Source organism: Streptomyces sp. NPDC053079, from assembly GCF_044546695.1.
Taxonomy (GTDB): Bacteria; Actinomycetota; Actinomycetes; order Streptomycetales; family Streptomycetaceae; genus Streptomyces.
Genome location: NZ_JBITZJ010000001.1, coordinates 661,788 through 679,931, shown reverse-complemented (window position 1 = coordinate 679,931; position 18,144 = coordinate 661,788). Strand labels below are relative to the sequence as shown.

The window sequence follows — 18,144 nt, the reverse complement described above, 5'->3', positions numbered from 1 at the left end:
TGCGGCCGTTCGTGCTCACCGGGCCGTCCGGAGGGCGGCCGGAAGGACGGGAAGTGACCGTTCGCTTGTGGTTCCGTACCGGCTCGGTGACATCACATCGCCCTTACAGCGGTGTCGGTTACGCTCCTTCGATGCTCGATACCGCCGCCGTGTCCCCCGGCCCCGCCGAGCGCTGCGTGCGTGCGCTGCTGTCGCCGTGGGCCCGGCTGGGGCTGCTCGTGGCGCTGCTCGGCGGCGCGGTCACGGCCGTGCTGCTCTGCCGTCCGGAGCGGTTGCTCGCCGGCGGCTGGCCGCCGCACCTCTCCGGCGGCACGGCCGTGGTGCTGTTCGCGGTGGTGTACGGGCTGTGCACGGCGGCCTTCGTGCCGCGGCCGGTGCTGAATCTGGCCGCGGGGGCGCTGTTCGGCGCGCCGCTCGGTACGGCGGGGGCCGTCGCGGGCACGGTGCTGGGCTCGGGCATAGCCTTCGGCCTGGGCCGGCTGCTGGGGCAGGACGCCCTGCGGCCGCTGCTGCGCGGGCGGTGGCTGAAGGCCGCCGACCGGCAGCTGAGCCGGCACGGCTTCCGTTCGATGCTGGCCCTGCGGCTCTTCCCCGGCGTGCCGTTCGCCGCGGCGAACTACTGTGCTGCGGTCTCCCGGATGGGATGGGCTCCCTTCCTCCTGGCGACGGGCCTGGGGACCGTGCCCAACACCGCGGCCTACGTGGTCGCGGGCAGTCACGCGGCGTCGCCCACCTCGCCCACGTTCCTCGCCGCGACGGCCTTCATCGCGGTCACCGGGCTGGCGGCCGTGCTGGTGGCGTGGCGCCGCAAGTCCCTGGTGCGCAGGCCGGACGACCGCACGGGGGCGTGACGGGGCGCCGGAGCCGGCGGTCAGACGGTGAGGGGTCGCGAAGTGTGGTGGTGCCTGCTGATGTTCTCCTCCAGCAGGCGCGTGGAACTCTGGACGCCGACGGCGCCGGTGAGCCGGGTGTCGGGCAGCCGGCCGTCCGCCAGCTTCAGATCGGCCAGGGCACCGTCGATGGCGCTGTGCGCGGCGAACAGGCACGGAGTGCTGTAGATGGCGATGTCCACGCCCAGTTCCGTCAATTCGGACAGGGACAGCCGCGGCGACTGGCCGCCCGCGATCTGGTTGAAGAGCAGGGGCTTGTCCCCCACGACCGAGCGGATGCGGTGGATCCATTCCACGCTGCGCACGCCGTCGACCAGGACGGCGTCCGCGTCGGTCTCTGCCAGCGCGGCGGCCCGGCGCAGGATCTCCGGCTCCTCGGTGGCGTCCGTGCGGGCCACGACGAGGAGGTCCTGCCTGCTGCTGAGGACCAGGTTCAGCTTCTCCAGGTACTCCTCGAGCTGGAGGACCAGCTTGCCGTCCGCGTGGCCGCAGCGGCGGGGCCGCTTCTGGTCCTCGAGGATCACTCCGGAGGCGCCGGTGCGTTCCAGCCGCTGCACCACGTGGCAGGCGACTTCGGGGTCGACGTAGCCGTCGTCGATGTCCACGAGCAGGTGGTGGGCGGGGAACGCCTGGCGCAGGCGCTCGACGAACGCCAGCATGTCCGGCCAGGCGATGAACCCGATGTCGGGCAGCCCGTAGTACGAGGCGGCGAAGCCGAAACCGGAGACGAAGAATCCGTTGTAGTGCCGAGCCGCGATCGAGGCCGAGTACATGTCGTAGATGCCGATGAGGGGCGTGGTCCGGCCGGAAGCGGCCTCTTCGCGCAGAGCTCTGCCGTAGTGCATGAATGCTCCCTGACGTCGGCACGTACAGTGCGTGAATTATTGGCCCCGAGGCCATCGCTACGCGCATACGTTTACATAAACGTGAGAGCGTACAGACCGAAAACACCGGGTCCTGCTCCGATTGAGTGACGCACGGGCCCGCCAGGCTGCCCCGGCCCGGTGGACAGACCGCGTACAGAGGTCATTTGACGCCCCGTCGGATCACGGCCTGCCCGGCGTCGGGAATGTTCACAAAGGGGTGGAACGACTCCGCGCGGAATTCCTTCATATGACCACACGCATATCTACGGACAGGCCGGACGTCCGGCCGTGACCATACATCGGATGGCGCAGATTTCATGAGCTGGTTCGAATCCTTCGTCCTCGGGCTCGTCCAGGGACTGACCGAGTTCCTGCCGATCTCTTCCAGCGCCCACTTGCGGCTGACCGCCGCGTTCGCCGACTGGCAGGACCCGGGCGCGGCGTTCACCGCGATCACCCAGATCGGCACCGAGGCCGCCGTCCTCATCTACTTCCGCAAGGACATCGCACGCATCGTCTCCGCCTGGTTCAGGTCGCTGTGGGACCGGCGGATGCGCGGGGATCACGACGCGACGATGGGCTGGCTCGTGATCGTCGGCTCGATCCCCATCGGCGTGCTGGGCCTGGCGCTGAAGGACGCGATCGAGGGCCCGTTCCGGGATCTGCGGCTGATCGCGACCACGCTGGTGGTCATGGGCGTCGTGCTGGGTGTCGCCGACCGCCTGGCGGCGCGCGACGAGAAGGGCGGCCGGCACCGTGCCGTCAGGCGGCGCAAGGACCTCACGCTCCTGAACACCAAGGACGGCCTCATCTTCGGCATGTGCCAGGCCATGGCCCTGGTTCCCGGCGTCTCCCGGTCGGGTGCGACGATCAGCGGTGGTCTGCTGCTCGGCTACACCCGTGAGGCCGCGGCCCGTTACTCCTTCCTCCTGGCCGTCCCCGCCGTCCTCGCGTCCGGCCTCTTCGAGCTCAAGGACGCGGGCGACGGGCACACGGCGTGGCCGCAGACGGTCTTCGCCACGCTCGTGGCCTTCGTCGTCGGCTACGCCGTGATCGCATGGTTCATGCGCTTCATTTCCAGCAGGAGCTTCATGCCGTTCGTCGTCTACCGCATTCTGCTCGGACTGCTCCTCTTCGCCCTGGTCGGCGCGGGCGTCCTCTCCCCGCACGCGGGCGAGCTCGCGGACTGAGGGGAAACGGGCGGGAAAGGCCAGGGGCAAGGGGCGGAAGGAAAAAGGCCGCCGGATCGGACGATCCCCCGCGTCGCCCGATCCAACGGCCGTACCGAATACGCCCTGCTCAGTGCCAGGACAACCGGCAGCCCCCTGAGTATATTGGCTCGGAGCCAGTCAACGCAGGAGATTAAACGCATGTCACCGCGCAGCGCCGCGGCCAACGAGGAGTTGCGCCGCCGCTCCCGCGAACGCCTGCTGAGGGCGACCGTGGAGCTGGTGGAGGAGCGCGGCTTCGAGGCGACGACGCTGGCGGACATCGCGGACCGGGCCGGTACGGCGCGGGGGCTGGTGTCCTACTACTTCCCCGGCAAGCGGCAGTTGCTGCAGTCCGCCGTGCACCGGCTGATGCACCTGGAGCTGGCGTCCTGTCTGGAGCGTGAACCGCGCACGGAGGACGGGCGCGCGTTGCTGGCGCGGGCGATCGACGCGGTTCTCGGGCTCGCGCGGGAGCGGCCGCGGCTGATGCGCACGCACATGGCGGGGATCCTGACGGCGGAAGGCTTCATCCAGTGCCCGGAGCAGCAGCGGCTGGCGTCGTTGTTGCGCGACACGGTGGCGCGCTACGGCTCGCCCGACCCGGAGAACGACTACCGGCTGCTGCGGGCGCAGTTGATGGGCGCGGTGATGGCGGTCCTGGTGCCGGGGGCGCCGATGCCGGCCGGGCTGCTGCGGGCGGAGCTGTTCCAGCGGTACGGGCTCGCCTGGGAGCTCGGTTTCCCGCCCGGCGCGCAGCCGCCGTCCCCGGGCGTCTGAGGGCTGGCGGTACCGGCACCGGGCGGGGGGACGCTTCCGGGCGTCGCACCTCCCGTAACCCGGCTCCCGGTGGGATCCTGGACGCACTCGCGGGAAGGAGCCCTCCGTGCTTCGCGTCGCAGTCGTCGGATCGGGACCCAGTGGGGTCTACACCGCCCAGGCCCTGGTGCAGCAGCGGGACGTCCCCGGGGTGACCGTGGACGTGCTCGACCGGCTGCCCTGCCCGTATGGGCTGGTGCGCTACGGGGTCGCCCCGGACCACGAGAAGATCAAGTCGCTGCAGAGCAATCTCCGGGAGGCCCTCGAGCACCCGGCCGTGACCTTCCTCGGCAACGTCCGGGTGGGCGACGGGCTCGCGCCGCGGCGGCTGCTGGACCTTTACCACGCCGTCGTCTACTGCGTGGGCGCGGCGGCCGACCGGAGGCTGGGGATCCCCGGCGAGGACCTGCCGGGGAGCTTCTCGGCCACGGAGTTCGTCTCCTGGTACAGCGCTCACCCGGATGCCGCACCCGGCGGATTCGTTCTCGGGGCGCGCTCGGCCGTCGTCATCGGCGTCGGCAACGTGGCGGTCGACGTGGCCCGGGTGCTGGCCCGGGGCGCGGACGAGCTGCGGGCCACGGACGTGCCCGACGCGGCCCTGGCGGCGCTGGCGGACAGCCGGGTGGCGGACATCCACATGGTGGGCAGGCGCGGCCCGGCGCAGGCGAAGTTCACCACGAAGGAGCTGCGCGAGCTGGGGGCGCTGCCGGGCGCGGAGGCGCTCGTGGAGGGCGGGGAGGCGGCTCTGGACCCGGCGTGGGAGGACGCGTCGGGGCTGCCGGCGGCCGCCCGGCGCAACGTGGAGGTGCTGCGGGGCTGGGACCGGGAGGCCGGCCGGGGGCGCGGGCGGCGGATCCGGCTGCGGTTCTTCCTGCGGCCCGTCGCCCTGCTCGGTGACGACGCGGTGCGGGCGGTGCGGTTCGAGCGCACGGAGCCGGACGGGCGCGGGGGCGTGGTGGGGACGGGGCGGTTCGAGGAGATCGAGGCGCAGCTGGTGCTGCGGTCGGTGGGCTACCGGGGCGTACCGATCCCCGGGCTGCCGTTCGACTCGGAGAACGGGACGGTCCCGCACGACCGGGGGCGGGTGCTGCGCGACGGCGTCCCCTCGCCCGGTGAATACGTGGCGGGCTGGATCAAGCGCGGGCCGACCGGGGTGATCGGCACCAACCGCTCGTGCGCCAAGGAGACGGTGGCCTCCCTGCTGGCCGACGCCGAAGCCTTCGGGGGGCGCCGGCTGCCGGAGGATTCCCTCGCCGCGCTGCGGCTGGCGGGGCAGGAGCCGGTGCGGTGGCCGGGCTGGCTGGGGATCGAGGCGGCCGAGGCCGCGCTCGGGCGGCGGCTGGGCCGCGGCACGGTGAAGATCCCGGACTGGGACGGGCTGCTCGCGGCGGCCCGCGGGCAGGGCTGAGCCCCGCAGGCGCGCCGCCCCGCCGTCAGTCCTCGCAGGCCGCTCCGGCGGCGTGGGCCTCGCCGCCGAGCCGGGCGCACTGGCCGGCGTAGGCCGCCAGGACGCTGTCGAGCAGTCCGGGGAAGAGCGCGTCGAGGTCGTCGCGGCGCAGGGAGTTCAGCTTCGCCGTCCCCCGGTAGATCTGGTGGATGACGCCGCTCTCGCGCAGCACCCGGAAGTGGTGCGTGGTGGTGGACTTGCTGACGGGCAGGTCGAAGACCGAACACGACTGCTCGGCCTCCGCCTCGGCCGCCAGTGCCCGCAGGATCCGCAGCCGCATCGGGTCGGAGAAGGCGTGCAGGACGCCTTCGAGGCGGATCTCCTCGCGGGCGGGGTGCTCGAGGGAGCGGCTGGTCCGCGTCGTCATGGCTGCTCCTTCTCCGGGCGGCTGGGGCGGCTCCATTGTACGAGGACCTTCGTAGTTTGACATTCATCGTAGTACGAGGGTTATCGTACGAGCAGAGCGAAGCCGACCCCGCCTCGAAACTCGAACGGAGCCTGTCGTGAGCAACCTGTTCCAGCCCTTGACCCTGCGGTCGCTGACCATCCCCCACCGCGTCTGGATGGCACCGATGTGCCAGTACTCGGCCGAGGTGTTCGGGCCCGGCGCGGGCGTCGCGAACGACTGGCACTTCTCGCACTACGCCTCCCGCGCCGCCGGCGGCACCGGCCTGATCCTGGTGGAGGCGACCGCCGTCAGCCCGGAGGGCCGGATCAGCCCCGCCGACCTGGGCCTGTGGAACGACACCCAGGTGGAGGCGCTGCGCAGGATCACGGCGTTCCTCAAGGACCAGGGCACCGTGCCCGGCATCCAGATCGCCCACGCCGGCCGCAAGGCCGCCACCGACCGGCCCTGGCGCGGCGGCGAGCCCGTCGGCCCGGAGGAGGGCTGGCAGCCGGTCGGGCCGAGCCCCGTCCCGTTCAAGGACGGCCACCCGGTGCCCGAGGAGCTGACCGTCGCACAGATCAAGGAGATAGTGGGGCAGTTCGGTGCCGCCGCACGGCGGGCCCGGGAGGCCGGCTTCGAGGTCGTCGAGGTGCACGGCGCCCACGGCTACCTCATCCACGAGTTCCTCTCCCCGCACAGCAACCACCGCACCGACGAGTACGGCGGCTCGTTCGAGAACCGCGTCCGCCTCGCGCTGGAGGTCGTGGACGCCGTCCGCGCGGAGTGGCCCGAGGAGCTGCCGGTGTTCTTCCGCGTCTCGGCCACCGACTGGCTGACGGAGAACGCCGAGGACCCCCGCGAGGGCTGGACGGCCGACGACACCGTCCGCCTCGCGCGGGAACTGCGGGCCCACGGCGTCGACCTGCTCGACGTCTCCTCCGGCGGCCTCGCCCCCGGCGCCCGCATCCCCGTGGGCCCGGGCTACCAGGCGCCGTTCGCCCAGCGGGTCAAGGAGGAGACCGGGCTGCCCGTGGCCGCGGTGGGTCTGATCACGGACCCTCAGCAGGCCGAGGAGATCGTCGCCGGGGAGCGGGCCGACGCGGTCCTGCTCGGCCGCGAACTCCTGCGCGACCCCGCCTGGGCCCGCCGCGCCGCGAGCGCGCTGGGCGGCGAGACGCGCGTTCCCGACCAGTACGCCTGGGCCATCTGACGGCCGGCGCCCGACGGGCGCGTTCGTCCGGGCACCGGCTGAGCCAGTAGAGTGACGCTCCGTGGCTAGACCCTTGAACGAGATCGTCGAACCGGGCTGGGCCAAGGCACTCGAGCCGGTGGCCGGGCGGATCGCCGCGATGGGCGACTTCCTGCGCGCCGAGATCGCGGCGGGCCGGACCTATCTGCCCTCGGGCGCCAATGTGCTGCGCGCCTTCCAGCAACCGTTCGACGACGTACGAGTACTGATCGTGGGTCAGGATCCCTACCCCACGCCCGGGCACGCCGTCGGCCTGAGCTTCTCCGTCGCACCCGAGGTGCGGCCGCTGCCGGGCAGCCTGGAGAACATATTCCGCGAGCTGCACACCGACCTCGGCCTGGGCCGGCCGTCCAACGGGGACCTGACGCCGTGGACCCGGCAGGGCGTCCTGCTCCTCAACAGGGCCCTGACCACCGCCCCGCGCAAGCCCGCCGCACACCGCGGCAAGGGCTGGGAAGAGGTCACCGAGCAGGCGATCCGTGCCCTGGTCGACCGCGGCAAGCCGATGGTCGCCGTGCTGTGGGGGCGCGACGCGCGCAATCTGCGCCCGCTGCTGGGCGGGATCCCCTGCGTGGAGTCCGCGCACCCCTCCCCCATGTCCGCGGACCGCGGCTTCTTCGGCTCACGGCCGTTCAGCCGGGCCAACGACCTGCTCGCACGGCAGGGTTCGGCCCCGGTGGACTGGCAGCTCCCCTGACGCCGGGTCGCGGCCGGCGGTAAGGTGCCCGCCATGTCGCTTCGTACGAGCACGGGTGCCGCCGTGGCCGTCCGGCCCGCGGCCGCATCCGGCGCCCACGGGTCCGGGTGACGGGACGTATGGCATCCATATCCGGCCGGATACTGGGGGTCGACTCGGGCGGCTCGGGCATCCGGGTCGCCCTCGCCCGGGCCGACGGCGCGGGCGAGGCCCTCGCCTGGTCCTCGCCGGTGCCGGTCGGCACCGGCGGCAGGGGGATCGACGCGCGGGGCCTCCTCGACCGTGTGCTGCCCGCCGCCCGTGAGTTGCTCCGCAAGGCCGGCTCCACCCGCTGCGAGGCCGTCTGCGTGGGCGCCGCCGGCATGACCACCCTCGGGGACGACCTGCGCGCCGTCCTGCCCGACGCGCTCCGCGAGGAGCTCGGGGCGGGCCGGCTCGCGCTGGCCTCCGACGCCGTGACGGCCTACGCGGGAGCCCTCGGCCAGCGGGCGGGCGTGGTCGTGGCCGCCGGTACGGGGCTGGTCGCGCTCGGCACCGACCTGACGCCGCAGGGCGGCTGGCGGCGCGTGGACGGCTGGGGCCATCTGCTGGGCGACTGCGGCAGCGGCGCCTGGATCGGGCGGGCGGGGCTCGAGGCGGCGCTGCGCGCCTACGACGGCCGCACAGGCGGCTCGCCCGCGCTACTGGCGCGCCTGGAGGCCGTGTTCGGCCCGGCGCGGACGCTGCCCGGCACGCTCTATCCGCGGTCCGACCGGCCGGCCGTCCTGGCCTCCTTCGCCCCGGAGGTGGGCCGGTGCGCACCGGAGGACCCGGTCGCGGCCGGCATCCTGCGTACCGCCGCCCGGCACATCGCCGAGGCCGCCGCGGCCGCCTGCCCGCCGCCGCTCGCGCACGGCCGCCGCGAAGTGGCGCTCACCGGAGGAGTGTTCCGGATGGGGGAACCGCTCCTCGGGCCGTTGCGCAAGGAGTTGCAGAAGCAACTTCCCCAAGCGCGTCGCACCACCGCCGCGGGCGATCCACTGGCGGGCGCACTGCACGTGGCCCGGGCTTTGGCGACGGACAGCCTGACGTTCCCCATCGACGATATGCTGCTCAGCGTCGTTTGCTGATCACATCCGTCTTTATCGCTTGAACCGATGAATAAATCCGGACAGACGTTGTTCAGATACCCCCACTCGAACGTCCGAGTCCTATGAACGGCTAACATGCGGCGCCATGAGCTCCCCCACAGGGCCCGCGAATGGCCTGCCTGTACGAATGCCGCGTCCCCGCCAGCCCGGACGGCACCGGCGGCCGGAGCCGGCGGCCGCTCCGGCGGGTGCACCCCCGCTGGTGCTCGCCGTGCCCGGGACGCCCAGTGTCACCACCCGACGCCTCGCCGAGGAGTCCCTGAGCATCGCCCGCTCCGAGCTCCCGGGCCTGGACGCCCGGATCGGCTACATCGACGTCGACGGGGACACCGAGGACTTCCCCGCGCTGGAGGCCGTCCTCGCCTACGCGGCCGCCCAGCGCTCCGCTCGCACCAGCGAAGCCGCTGAGGCGCAGAACGCCGACGAGACCCCCGACGCCTGGGCCCAGGCGCCCGACGCCGTCGTGGTGCCGCTCCTGGCCGGTCCGGACAGCGCGGTGCTGCGGCGGATACGCCAGTCCGTCATGAACAGCGGTTCGGCCAGCGAGCTCACCGACACGCTCGGCCCGCACCCGCTGCTCGCCGAGGCGCTGCACGTCCGGCTCTCCGAGGCCGGCCTGGCCCGCGCCGACCGCGCACGACTGTTCACAGTTGCAACGGCTGCCGATGGCATCGTCCTGGCGACGGTCGGTGGCGAGGAGGCCGTGCAGGCCGCCGGCATCACCGGCATGCTGCTCTCCGCCCGCCTGGCGGTGCCGGTGCTGGCCGCCGCGCTGGACGAGGAGGGCGCCGTCGCCCGCGCCGCCGACCAGCTGCGGGGCTCCGGCTCCCGGAACATGGCGCTCGCCCCCTGCCTCATCGGCCCCGAGGTCGACGAGACGCTGACGGCCATGGCCGCGAAGGAGGCCGGCTGCTCGGCCGCCGAGCCACTGGGCGCGTACCCCGCGGTCGGCAAGCTCGCGCTGGCCAAGTACGCGGCCGCGCTGGGCATCGCCACCCAGCCGTCGCTGCAGGGCGCGCCGGTGCGCTGACGCGCGTCCGCAGACCCGTACGAGAGGGGCTTCCGTCGTCCGGAGGCCCCTCCGGGCATGTCGGGGGCCGGCGCCGGCCCGCTCCGGCGCGATGCGCGGACCGGCCCGGGCGGCGGCCTCAGGAGAAGAGCACGCAGGACGCCGCCGGTATCCCGACGGAGCCGGCGCGTGCCGGTATGCCGGTGTCCGGGTCGACGGTGAACCAGGTGACGTCCCCGGAGCGCTCGTTCGCCGCGTACAGCAGACGGCCGTCCGGATGCGCCGTCAGATCGCGGGGCCAGTGGCCGCCGCAGCCGACCGTGCCGAGGAGCTCGGGGGCGTCGCCCGGTGCGTCGAGGGCGAGGGTGGCGATGCTGTCGTGGCCGCGGTTGGCCGCCCAGAGGAAGCGCCCGTCGGCGGAGACGACCGGCGCCGAGGGATAGGTGCGCTGCCCGGCGTCGGCGGGCACCACCCGCGTCTCACCGATGGGCTCCAGCGTGCCCGTCGCCGCGTCCCACACGCACGCCGTGACGATGGGGTCGAGCTCGTTGAGGACGTAGGCCCGGTCGCCCCGCGGGTGGAAGGCCAGGTGCCGGGGCCCGCTGCCGGGCCGCATCCGCTCCTCGCGGTGCGGGCTCGGGGCGCCGCTGAGCGGGTCGAGCGCGTAGCTCCACACCGAGTCGGTGCCCAGGTCCACGGAGAGCAGCCACCGTCCGGAGGGATCGGGCACGACGGCGTGGGCGTGCGGCCCCGCCTGCCGGTCCGCCACCGGCCCGCGGCCACGGTGCGGGAGCACCGCCGACGGCGCGCCGAGCCCTCCCCCGGTACGGACCGGGAGCGCGCTGACGCTGCCGGAGCCGTAGTTCGCGGTGAGCAGCCAGGAGCCGGCGAGCGCGAGGTGTGTGGGGCCCTCGCCGCGCACGGGCACCGGCAGCCCGAGCGGCTCGGGCCGTGCGGGGTCCGCCAGGGAGAAGGCGGCGGCCGCGCCCTCGTCGGTCTCGCTCACCGCGTAGAGCACGTCGCCGCCGGGAGAGAGGGCGAGGTAGGAGGGGTTCACGACGGCGTCGGTGGAGTGCACGGGCGTCAGGGCGCCGGTGGCGGCGTCGACCCGTGCGACGGTGAGGCCGGGGCCGCCCGCCTCGGTGAACGACCCGATGTAGGCCCACCGGCCCCGCCTGCCGCCGGCTCCGTTCCAGCCGCTCCGGCCGTCCTGGCTGCTGTCCGTCATCACTGCCGCCCTCCCCGTCGAGCTCGCCGAGGCGCGTCGTAGGCCGTCGAACCTCTGTGTGCACACGACGCTACACGCAGCCACTGACAGTGCCCTGTCGCACCCCGCGAGCCCTGCCGCGCCACGCCCGTCGGCGCCCACGACCGGGCGGCCCGCCGCCGCGGTCCGCAGGGGACCTCCGCAGCCGCGTGTCCCGGTCCGCAGAGCCGTTGGCCCTCCATGGCGCACCGCACAGCCCGTCCGTTGTACCAATGGCACAGTCGTTTCGTCTTCCCTTGAGCCAGTGGGCGCGCGGATGGTTTGATGATCCCGTCGATGGCGCTGCGGATCCCGCGGCGCCTCTTTCTTTTGAGGCGCAGGGAGCCGGAAGAGATTGCTGAAGAGGATGTTCGTGGCCCCGGACCCGGGCCGGCTGCGGCTGCGCAGCTCGGCCCGGGCCGTTCTCGGCGTCGGGCTGGCCGTGGCCGTCTGCGACCTGACCACCCACTCGCTCGCCGCGACGATCGCCGGCGGTCTCGCCGCGCTGCTCGCGCTCTTCACGGTCACTGACGCCAAGGTCGCCGCCCAGGTCGTGACGACCGCGTGGCTGCCCGTCGTGGGCTTCCCGGTGCTCGCCCTCGCGGCGGCGCTGCACGACCACCCCCCGGTGCGCGACACCGCGTTCCTCGCCGTCGTCTTCGCCGGCGTGTACGCGCGCCGCTGGGGCCCGCGCGGCCACGCCCTGGGGATCTTCGGGTTCATGACCTTCTTCATGGCGCAGTTCCTGCACGCCGTGCCGGGTCAGCTGCCCGAGCTGTACGCGGCCATGGCCATGGCGCTCGCCGCGTCCTGCCTCGTCCGCTTCTGCCTGTGGTGCTTCGAGCGCCGCATGCCGCCGCCGGTGGCGCCCGCGCCCCTGACGGCACGCGGGCTCGACCGCCCCACCACCCGGCAGGCGTTCCAGAACACCTTCGCCTGCGCCATCGCGCTCGGCGTGGGTCAGGCGATCTCCGACGAGCGCTGGTACTGGGCCGTCGGTACGGCCTGGTGGATCTTCGTCAACACCTCCTCGCGCGGCGAGACCCTGGTGCGCGGCTTCCGCCGCGTCGTCGGCACGCTGGCAGGCATCGCCGTCGGGCTGGTCGTCGCCGTGCCGCTGGACGGCGCGCCCGGGCCCACCGCCGCCCTCGTGGGCGCCTGTGTCTTCGGCATCTTCTACACCGCGGCGCTCTCCTACAGCTGGATGATGTTCTTCGTGACCGTCATGGCCGGCCTGCTGTACGGGCTCCTCGGCGTGCTGCACCCCGGTCTGCTGGCGCTGCGCTTCGAGCAGACCCTCGTGGGCGCCCTCGGTGCGGCGGTGGCCGTCGCCGTGGTGCTGCCCGTGACCACCCACGCCGCTACCGACGCCTGGATCCGGCGCGCCCTGGTGGCCGTGCGGCACTGCACGGCGACGTCCGCGCGGCGGCTCGCGGGCGACGAGGCGGCCGACCCCGCCCCGTACGTCGCCGAGCTCGAGCTCCTCCTCGGCCGGGTACGGATCTCCCTGGCCCCGCTGCTGCACCCGCTCAGCCCCCTGCGGGAGCGCCGGGAACGCGCGCGGCAGGTCATGGTGCACCTCGACGACTGCGTGCACCAGGCGCGCGGTCTCGCGGCTGTCGCCGCGGACCCCGACGCCTCGCACGACGCCAGGCTCACGGCCGCCTGCCGGCGGGTCGAGGAGGCGCTGCACGCCCTGGTGCCGGCCGGAGCGCCCGGCGCCCCGGCGGCGGACCTCGCCGCGGCCGCCCCGCACCACCACCCGGGCGCCGAGCGGGCCCTGGCCCATCTGCACGACCTGGAGAGGGCGCTCGCCGAGCTGGCCGCACCCCTGCTGAGCAGCCGGCGCCCGCCGCTGGCCGGCGCCTGAGGACGGCCGCGCCCTCACCCGGCTGGGCGGGGGCGCCGTCGCGTGAGGGCGAAGGCCGCGGCCGCGGTGGCGAGTGCGATGAGTGCCAGGGTGAGGTGGACACCGGCCGTCGCGTCCTGCTGAACGACCGTCCAGGAGCCGTGGAGCCCGCCGGAGGTGTCTTCTGCCGGAGCGAACGCCGCGCCGGGCAGGTCACAGGACGGCGCCCCGCACAGGAAGGGCAGCCGGCCCAGGACGGAGAGCACGGCTCCCGCCACGGCCGGCCCCGACGCGCCGCCCAGCATGGCGAAGGTGGTGGCCATGGCGGTGGCCCGGGACGTGTGGTGCGGGGCGCGGTGGCTGGTGACCTCGGTCATCGCCGCCCCGTTGGCCAGGCCCAGACCGCAGCCCACCAGGAACGAGGCGCCGCCCAGCAGCCACAGGGGCGTGGGGTGGCGGAGACCGGCGGTGGCGACGAACAGGCCGGACGCGACAGCGAGCAGACCGGCCCGCAGCAGCACCGGGCCGCGCCCCTGTGCCGAGCGCGCGGCGCCCGCGCGGGCCGTAAGGACGGCGGGCACCGTGGCGGGCAGCATGACCAGCGTGGCCCGGAGGGGGCCCAGGCCGTGGGCGTGCGAGAGATGGAAGTAAGCGAGGAAGGTGAAGGCGGAGTTCGCGGCGAACAGCGTGAACAGCCCCACCAGGGCACGCTTCGCGGGGCCCCGGCGCAGAAGGTGCGGATCGAATGCCGGATGCGGGTGCCACCGGGTCCGCCGGACGAGGAGGGCGAGGAGCGCGGCGGCGCTCGCTGCCGCGGCCGGCGCGACGGTGGCAGGAGCGGCGGCCGTCGGGCCCGTCAGCGCGATCAGCGTCGCGGCAGCGGCCCCTGTGCACAGGGCGATTCCCGTGGTATCGACGGGCGCGGGCGGCGTGAGGGGCTTGTGCGCGGGGAGGGAGCGCGCGCAGCAGCAGGCCGTGACGGCGGCGAGAACAGCGAGTGCGCCGAAGACGCCGCGCCAGCCGAAGGCACCGGTGAGGAAGCCGCCCAGCGGCGGTCCCAGGCAGGAGGCGGTGGCGGCGGTGGATACCCACCCGGCGACGGCACGTGCTTCGTTCCCGGAGGGGGAACGCCGCAGGCTCAGCAGGAGGGCGAGGCTCACGGGCGAGAGAGCGGAGCCGCCCGTTCCCTGCAGCAGGCGGGCGGCGATCAGAGAGGGTGCGTCGGCGGCCGTGACGGCCAGCAGGCTCCCCGTGGTGAAGAGGGCCAGCGCGGTCAGCAGGATGCGGCGCGGGCCGAAGCGGTCGGCGAGCCGGCCGGCTCCCAGGTGCAGGGGCCCCGCCATCAGCTGGTAGCCGGCGGCGAACCACTGCGATTGCGCCGGGCTCAGGTGCAGGGCGCCTGACGTCGTCGGCACGGCCACCGTCGGGGCGGCGATGGCCAGCGCCCCGCACAGGAGCGCCAGATGGCAGGCGACCACGGCGGCTTCCGGCAGCCGGGCACGGGCCGGGGTACGCGTCGTCGGGGCGGTGCCGCTGGTCAGAGGACGTGCCCGTCCGGGCGGATGATGCACGCACGCCGGCAGGCGTCGGAGCGCACGGTCACCAGGGGATGGGCCATGTCGTCGGCCCGGGGGTCGGCCGTGCCGCACCCGGGCGTGAGATGGACGTGATCGCCGGTGCGGAGTGCTTCGAACAGCCGGCCCGGCCGGCCCTGGGCCGGCTGTGCGGTCAGGGGGAGATCGGGGACGCGGTGCCCGCTGCGGAGCCGGTCGCCCGCCGGCAGGACCTTCGGGGACAGCCCGGCCAGGGCGGCGGCGAGGTGGCGTCGTACGACCGGCAGCCGGGCGGCGTGGAGGGCGACGGTGCGTGCGGCACGGGCCCGCGGGGAGGCGGCCGCGTTGAGATGCAGCAGGGCACCGGTCAGGCGCAGCACCGCGGTGGCGGCGCGTCTGCGCTCGTCGGCATAGGCGTCCAGCAGGGCGTCGTGCCGCGGATCGGTGACGGCCAGGGCGAGGCGCCAGCCGAGGCTCATGGCGTCGGCTATCCCGGTGTTGAGTCCCTGGCCGCCGGTGGGCGGGTGGACGTGGGCGGCGTCGCCGGCCAGGACCACCCGGAGGTGGCGGTAGCGGGTCGCGTGGCGGCGCTCGCACCGGTAGCGGCTGGCCCATTGCACGTCGCGCAGGGCGAGGTCGCGTCCCGCGATGCGGCGCAGCAGCGCCGCGGCCCGTGCGGGGTCGGCCGCCCGGGCGCCGTCCGGTTCGGGCGGCCCGTAGTCGTAGAGGATCAGGCGCCAGCGTCCGTCGCCGAACGGCAGGAGGATCGCCATGCCGTCGGTGCCGCACCGGCTCCATGGCTGCTGGGGTTCGAGGTCCAGCCGTGCGTCGACGGAGGTGACGTCGTAGGGGTACACGAAGTGGGGGGCGGGGATGCCCGTGAGGCGGCGTACGGCGCCGCGGGCGCCGTCGCATCCCGCCACATGGCCGGCGCGCAGCCGCTTGTCCCGCCCCGCGTGTCGGACCGTGAGCAGGACGCCGTCGGTCTCCTGGAGCAGGCCGGTGACCTCCGCGTCCCGTACGAGGAGGGCTCCGTGCGCCCGGGCGTACGCCTCCAGCAGGGACTGGGTGCGGTACTGCGGCAGGGCGAGGGCGTAGGCGAAGGGACTGTCCAGGCCGGCGAAGGGAGCCTTGGTGCGCGCGGTACCCAGCGGATAGTGGCGGTAGGGGTGCCCGGCGGCCACGAAGGAATCGGCCATGCCGCGCATGTCGAAATATTCCAGCGTCCGCGAATGCAGCACCAGCGCCCGTGTCACTTGTGCGGTGCGCGACTCCCGCTCCAGGACCGCGCAGGTGATGCCGCGCGAGGACAATTCGCCGGCCAGCAGCAGGCCCACGGGGCCTGCTCCGACAATGGCGACCTGGACGGAGTCGGGTAAGACGCTGCCGGGCATGCGGTGCCCTTCATTCGCTTGTCGCCGTTCCGGGAGGCAATGCTGAGCGGGCTCCCGGTGACCGGTCGCCAGCGTGGCATCCGCCCTCTCGCCTGTCCAGACGCCCGGCGCCAAAGGCACTGCCGCTCGAATGGCGAACGTGCACGCCCCCCCTGGCCGTGCTATCCGATTACCCGCTTTTCCTGCATTCCTACTTTCGCTCGGGATATTGACCCCCGGAGCGACCTCCATGAGGGTGAGGAAGGCCTGCACAGCCGGTCTCGCGCGCTGCGGAACGGAGGACGGTGGGACACGTCATCGGCGACCATTCCTACGGGGAATCGGGAATCGAATTCCTGCTCGTGGACAGGGCGCGGCCCGAGCAGAGAGTCCGCAGGATCCGCGCCGACGTCCGTTTCCTCGCGGACCTTCCCGAGGTGTATCAGGACGGCGACAACGCCCGTCTGCTCCCCACGGGCGCGATCAGCAACACGGTGCTGGCGCTCGGGGCGGTGCACACCGCGTCCGAACCCGAGGCGTACGCACTGGCGTTGAGCGAGCGCTTCCTCGCGGCGGCGCCACCGGTCGGGACCGTCGACCTGCGTCTGTCGTCGTCGGACCTGGCCCCGCTGGCGGCCGGCGCACCGCCGCCCGGCGTACGGCACTTCGCCGCGGCCCCGCTTCCGCGCGACCACGCCGGTGTCACCCTCTCGCGCGAGGGCCCTCCCCTCGTGTGCGGCGGCCTGCGGGACGTGGAGCTGTTCGTCACCGCCGGGGCGACGTTCACGGGCTTCGCGCGCGACGAGTACACCACCACGCAGGTGTTCACCGATCGCGTCTTCGGCGCACGGCTGGACGTGACGTGGCGGCTCGCGGAAGGGGAGGTGGACTACGGTGACTGCCGGGATCGAGCACGCCGGGCGCTGACGGAGGCGTTCACCGAGCACATCAGCCGATCGAGCCAGCACACGTTCCATCAGCTGGGATCCGCTGTCCTCGACGCCTGCCCCGACGTGGTGGAAGTGCGCGTCGAAGGGGCGCACTTGACGCGTTCGCTCGTCGATCTGGGCCCTTTCGGCATGGAGAACGACGGCCGGGTCTACACCGCGGCCGACGGCCAGTGCAGCACCGTCTCGGTCACCGTGCACCGCACGTGAGCCCGCCCGTCGCCAGGGCTCTTCTCCCCGTCGTCTCCCCATCGTCTCTCCACCGGTAATCTCCGCCGTTCCGTACAGGAAAGGGACCCTGTGATCACGAGATACCTCTCCACGGCGCGAGCCGTCGTGGCCGCGGCCCTCCTCGCCCTCATGACGAGCGCCCCGTCGGCGCACGCCCACGAAGGCTCCGCCACCCTCGTGGCGTGCGCGGGCACCGTCGCCGCCGACTACTCCCCCGGACTCACCTACGCCGCCCGATCCACCGCGGTCCGCTCGAAAGCCGTCGTCGGCTGCCCCGTCTCCGCCGACCCCACGCTCACCTCGGCCACCTTCGGGGGGAACTCGACGGGTACGCTCTCCTGCCTGCTCGGCCCCGCGAAGGGCACGCTCACCTTCCGCTGGAACAACGGCACCTCTTCCACCGCCTCCATCACCAGCCTCGCCGCCGTGCGTCCCAACGGGAACATGGTCACCATCAGCACGGGGACCATCACGTCCGGGAAGTTCACCGGAGCCGCCGTCGTCACCGAGGTCACTCTGCTCGCCTCCAGCGTCCGCGCATGCCTGACCCCCCAGGGCCTCACCTCGGCATCCGGCCCCACCACCGTCACGATCGTCGGACCGACGAAGGCTCACCACGACGGCTGAACCACGCTGGCGCCTGAGCCATTGGTACAGTTCGGGGCCCGGAATCTCGATCATGAGGGAGCCGATGGCCCATGGCCGTGGACGCGCTGGACGCCAGGATCCTGCGGCTGCTGCTGGAGCAGCCGCGCACGAGCGTGCGGGAGTACGCGCGGGTGCTCGGCATCGCGCGCGGCACGCTCCAGGCCCGGCTCGACCGGCTGGAGCGGGACGGCGTGATCACCGGCACGGGGCCACGGCTGTCCCCCGCCGCCCTGGGCCACCCCGTGCTGGCGTTCGTCCACATAGAGGTCACCCAGGGCCACCTGGACACGGTGGCGAACGCGCTCGCCGACGTACCGGAGATCATCGAGGCGTTCTCGATCACCGGGGGCGGTGATCTGATGGCACGGGTCGTCGCGCGGGACGCGGCGCACCTGGAGGACGTCATCCAGCTGCTGGTCCAGCTGCCCGGCGTGGTGCGCACCCGCACCGAGATGGTGCTGCGCGAGCGCGTGCCCTACCGCATGGTGCCGCTGGTGGACGCGGTGGGGCGCGCGGCGCAGCGGCCCTCCTGACGGGCCCTCGGACCCGGGCCCCCGGCGCTCAGCCCAGGAACGACAGCCGCACCCGCCGGTG

17 protein-coding genes are annotated in these 18,144 nt (G+C 73.7%); 12 read left to right on the top strand and 5 right to left on the bottom strand.

What is annotated here, in order from left to right; all coding sequences use genetic code 11:
- The first annotated feature begins 131 nt into the window (after window positions 1-131).
- Window positions 132-851 carry a TVP38/TMEM64 family protein gene (locus tag ACIGXW_RS02480; protein WP_399569014.1) on the top strand — a complete coding sequence of 240 codons (720 nt, stop codon included), beginning with the start codon at window positions 132-134 and terminating at the stop codon, window positions 849-851.
- A gap of 20 nt (window positions 852-871) precedes the next feature.
- On the opposite strand, the gene ACIGXW_RS02475 is transcribed toward ACIGXW_RS02480, so the two are convergent.
- Window positions 872-1,735: an oxaloacetate decarboxylase gene (locus ACIGXW_RS02475; protein WP_399569012.1), complete on the bottom strand. Its 864-nt coding sequence runs from the start codon at window positions 1,733-1,735 to the stop codon at window positions 872-874.
- A 338-nt stretch (window positions 1,736-2,073) separates the two neighbouring features.
- Between ACIGXW_RS02475 and ACIGXW_RS02470 the strand changes: the two genes are divergently transcribed.
- From ACIGXW_RS02470 to ACIGXW_RS02460, 3 genes are all read left to right on the top strand, one after another.
- Window positions 2,074-2,946, top strand: coding sequence for an undecaprenyl-diphosphate phosphatase (locus tag ACIGXW_RS02470; RefSeq protein WP_399569008.1), 873 nt, complete (start codon window positions 2,074-2,076; stop codon window positions 2,944-2,946).
- 180 nt (window positions 2,947-3,126) lie between these two features.
- The gene (locus tag ACIGXW_RS02465; protein ID WP_399569006.1) at window positions 3,127-3,744 is read left to right on the top strand and encodes a TetR/AcrR family transcriptional regulator; all 618 of its coding nucleotides are present in this window, start codon (window positions 3,127-3,129) and stop codon (window positions 3,742-3,744) included.
- A 106-nt stretch (window positions 3,745-3,850) separates the two neighbouring features.
- Window positions 3,851-5,191 (top strand): FAD-dependent oxidoreductase, encoded by a 1,341-nt coding sequence (locus tag ACIGXW_RS02460; protein ID WP_399569005.1) that lies wholly within the window; start codon window positions 3,851-3,853, stop codon window positions 5,189-5,191.
- Between the two features lie 25 nt (window positions 5,192-5,216).
- On the opposite strand, the gene ACIGXW_RS02455 is transcribed toward ACIGXW_RS02460, so the two are convergent.
- The gene (locus ACIGXW_RS02455; RefSeq protein ID WP_071962188.1) at window positions 5,217-5,597 is read right to left on the bottom strand and encodes a helix-turn-helix transcriptional regulator; all 381 of its coding nucleotides are present in this window, start codon (window positions 5,595-5,597) and stop codon (window positions 5,217-5,219) included.
- A gap of 136 nt (window positions 5,598-5,733) precedes the next feature.
- Between ACIGXW_RS02455 and ACIGXW_RS02450 the strand changes: the two genes are divergently transcribed.
- The 4 genes from ACIGXW_RS02450 to ACIGXW_RS02435 all read left to right on the top strand — a co-directional run bounded on the left by ACIGXW_RS02450 (window position 5,734) and on the right by ACIGXW_RS02435 (window position 9,724).
- The gene (locus ACIGXW_RS02450; RefSeq protein ID WP_399569003.1) at window positions 5,734-6,828 is read left to right on the top strand and encodes an NADH:flavin oxidoreductase/NADH oxidase; all 1,095 of its coding nucleotides are present in this window, start codon (window positions 5,734-5,736) and stop codon (window positions 6,826-6,828) included.
- Between the two features lie 61 nt (window positions 6,829-6,889).
- Window positions 6,890-7,564, top strand: a complete 675-nt coding sequence (locus tag ACIGXW_RS02445) for a uracil-DNA glycosylase (protein WP_399569001.1) — start codon at window positions 6,890-6,892, stop codon at window positions 7,562-7,564.
- Between the two features lie 119 nt (window positions 7,565-7,683).
- Window positions 7,684-8,673 (top strand): N-acetylglucosamine kinase, encoded by a 990-nt coding sequence (locus ACIGXW_RS02440; RefSeq protein WP_399568999.1) that lies wholly within the window; start codon window positions 7,684-7,686, stop codon window positions 8,671-8,673.
- Window positions 8,674-8,779: 106 nt separating this feature from the next.
- Window positions 8,780-9,724, top strand: a complete 945-nt coding sequence (locus ACIGXW_RS02435) for a hypothetical protein (RefSeq protein WP_399568997.1) — start codon at window positions 8,780-8,782, stop codon at window positions 9,722-9,724.
- 118 nt (window positions 9,725-9,842) lie between these two features.
- On the opposite strand, the gene ACIGXW_RS02430 is transcribed toward ACIGXW_RS02435, so the two are convergent.
- Window positions 9,843-10,931, bottom strand: coding sequence for a lactonase family protein (locus ACIGXW_RS02430; protein WP_399568995.1), 1,089 nt, complete (start codon window positions 10,929-10,931; stop codon window positions 9,843-9,845).
- A 385-nt stretch (window positions 10,932-11,316) separates the two neighbouring features.
- Here ACIGXW_RS02430 and ACIGXW_RS02425 point away from each other — a divergent pair, with 385 nt between their 5' ends.
- Window positions 11,317-12,819 carry an FUSC family protein gene (locus ACIGXW_RS02425; protein ID WP_399570792.1) on the top strand — a complete coding sequence of 501 codons (1,503 nt, stop codon included), beginning with the start codon at window positions 11,317-11,319 and terminating at the stop codon, window positions 12,817-12,819.
- A gap of 14 nt (window positions 12,820-12,833) precedes the next feature.
- Here the strand turns inward: ACIGXW_RS02425 and ACIGXW_RS02420 are convergent, their stop codons facing one another.
- Window positions 12,834-14,369 (bottom strand): MFS transporter, encoded by a 1,536-nt coding sequence (locus ACIGXW_RS02420; protein ID WP_399568992.1) that lies wholly within the window; start codon window positions 14,367-14,369, stop codon window positions 12,834-12,836.
- Window positions 14,336-15,745, bottom strand: a complete 1,410-nt coding sequence (locus ACIGXW_RS02415; protein ID WP_399568990.1) for an FAD-dependent monooxygenase — start codon at window positions 15,743-15,745, stop codon at window positions 14,336-14,338. Before ACIGXW_RS02415 ends, ACIGXW_RS02420 begins: the two co-directional genes overlap by 34 nt.
- Window positions 15,746-16,029: 284 nt before the next feature.
- Here ACIGXW_RS02415 and ACIGXW_RS02410 point away from each other — a divergent pair, with 284 nt between their 5' ends.
- The 3 genes from ACIGXW_RS02410 (at window position 16,030) to ACIGXW_RS02400 (ending at window position 18,083) form a co-directional block, all read left to right on the top strand.
- A complete protein-coding gene (locus ACIGXW_RS02410) occupies window positions 16,030-16,881 on the top strand; it encodes a hypothetical protein (RefSeq protein WP_399568988.1) in 852 nt (283 codons plus the stop codon).
- 90 nt (window positions 16,882-16,971) lie between these two features.
- Window positions 16,972-17,529 (top strand): hypothetical protein, encoded by a 558-nt coding sequence (locus tag ACIGXW_RS02405; RefSeq protein WP_399568986.1) that lies wholly within the window; start codon window positions 16,972-16,974, stop codon window positions 17,527-17,529.
- A gap of 71 nt (window positions 17,530-17,600) precedes the next feature.
- Window positions 17,601-18,083, top strand: coding sequence for an Lrp/AsnC family transcriptional regulator (locus ACIGXW_RS02400; protein ID WP_071962182.1), 483 nt, complete (start codon window positions 17,601-17,603; stop codon window positions 18,081-18,083).
- The last annotated feature ends 61 nt before the right edge of the window (window positions 18,084-18,144 follow it).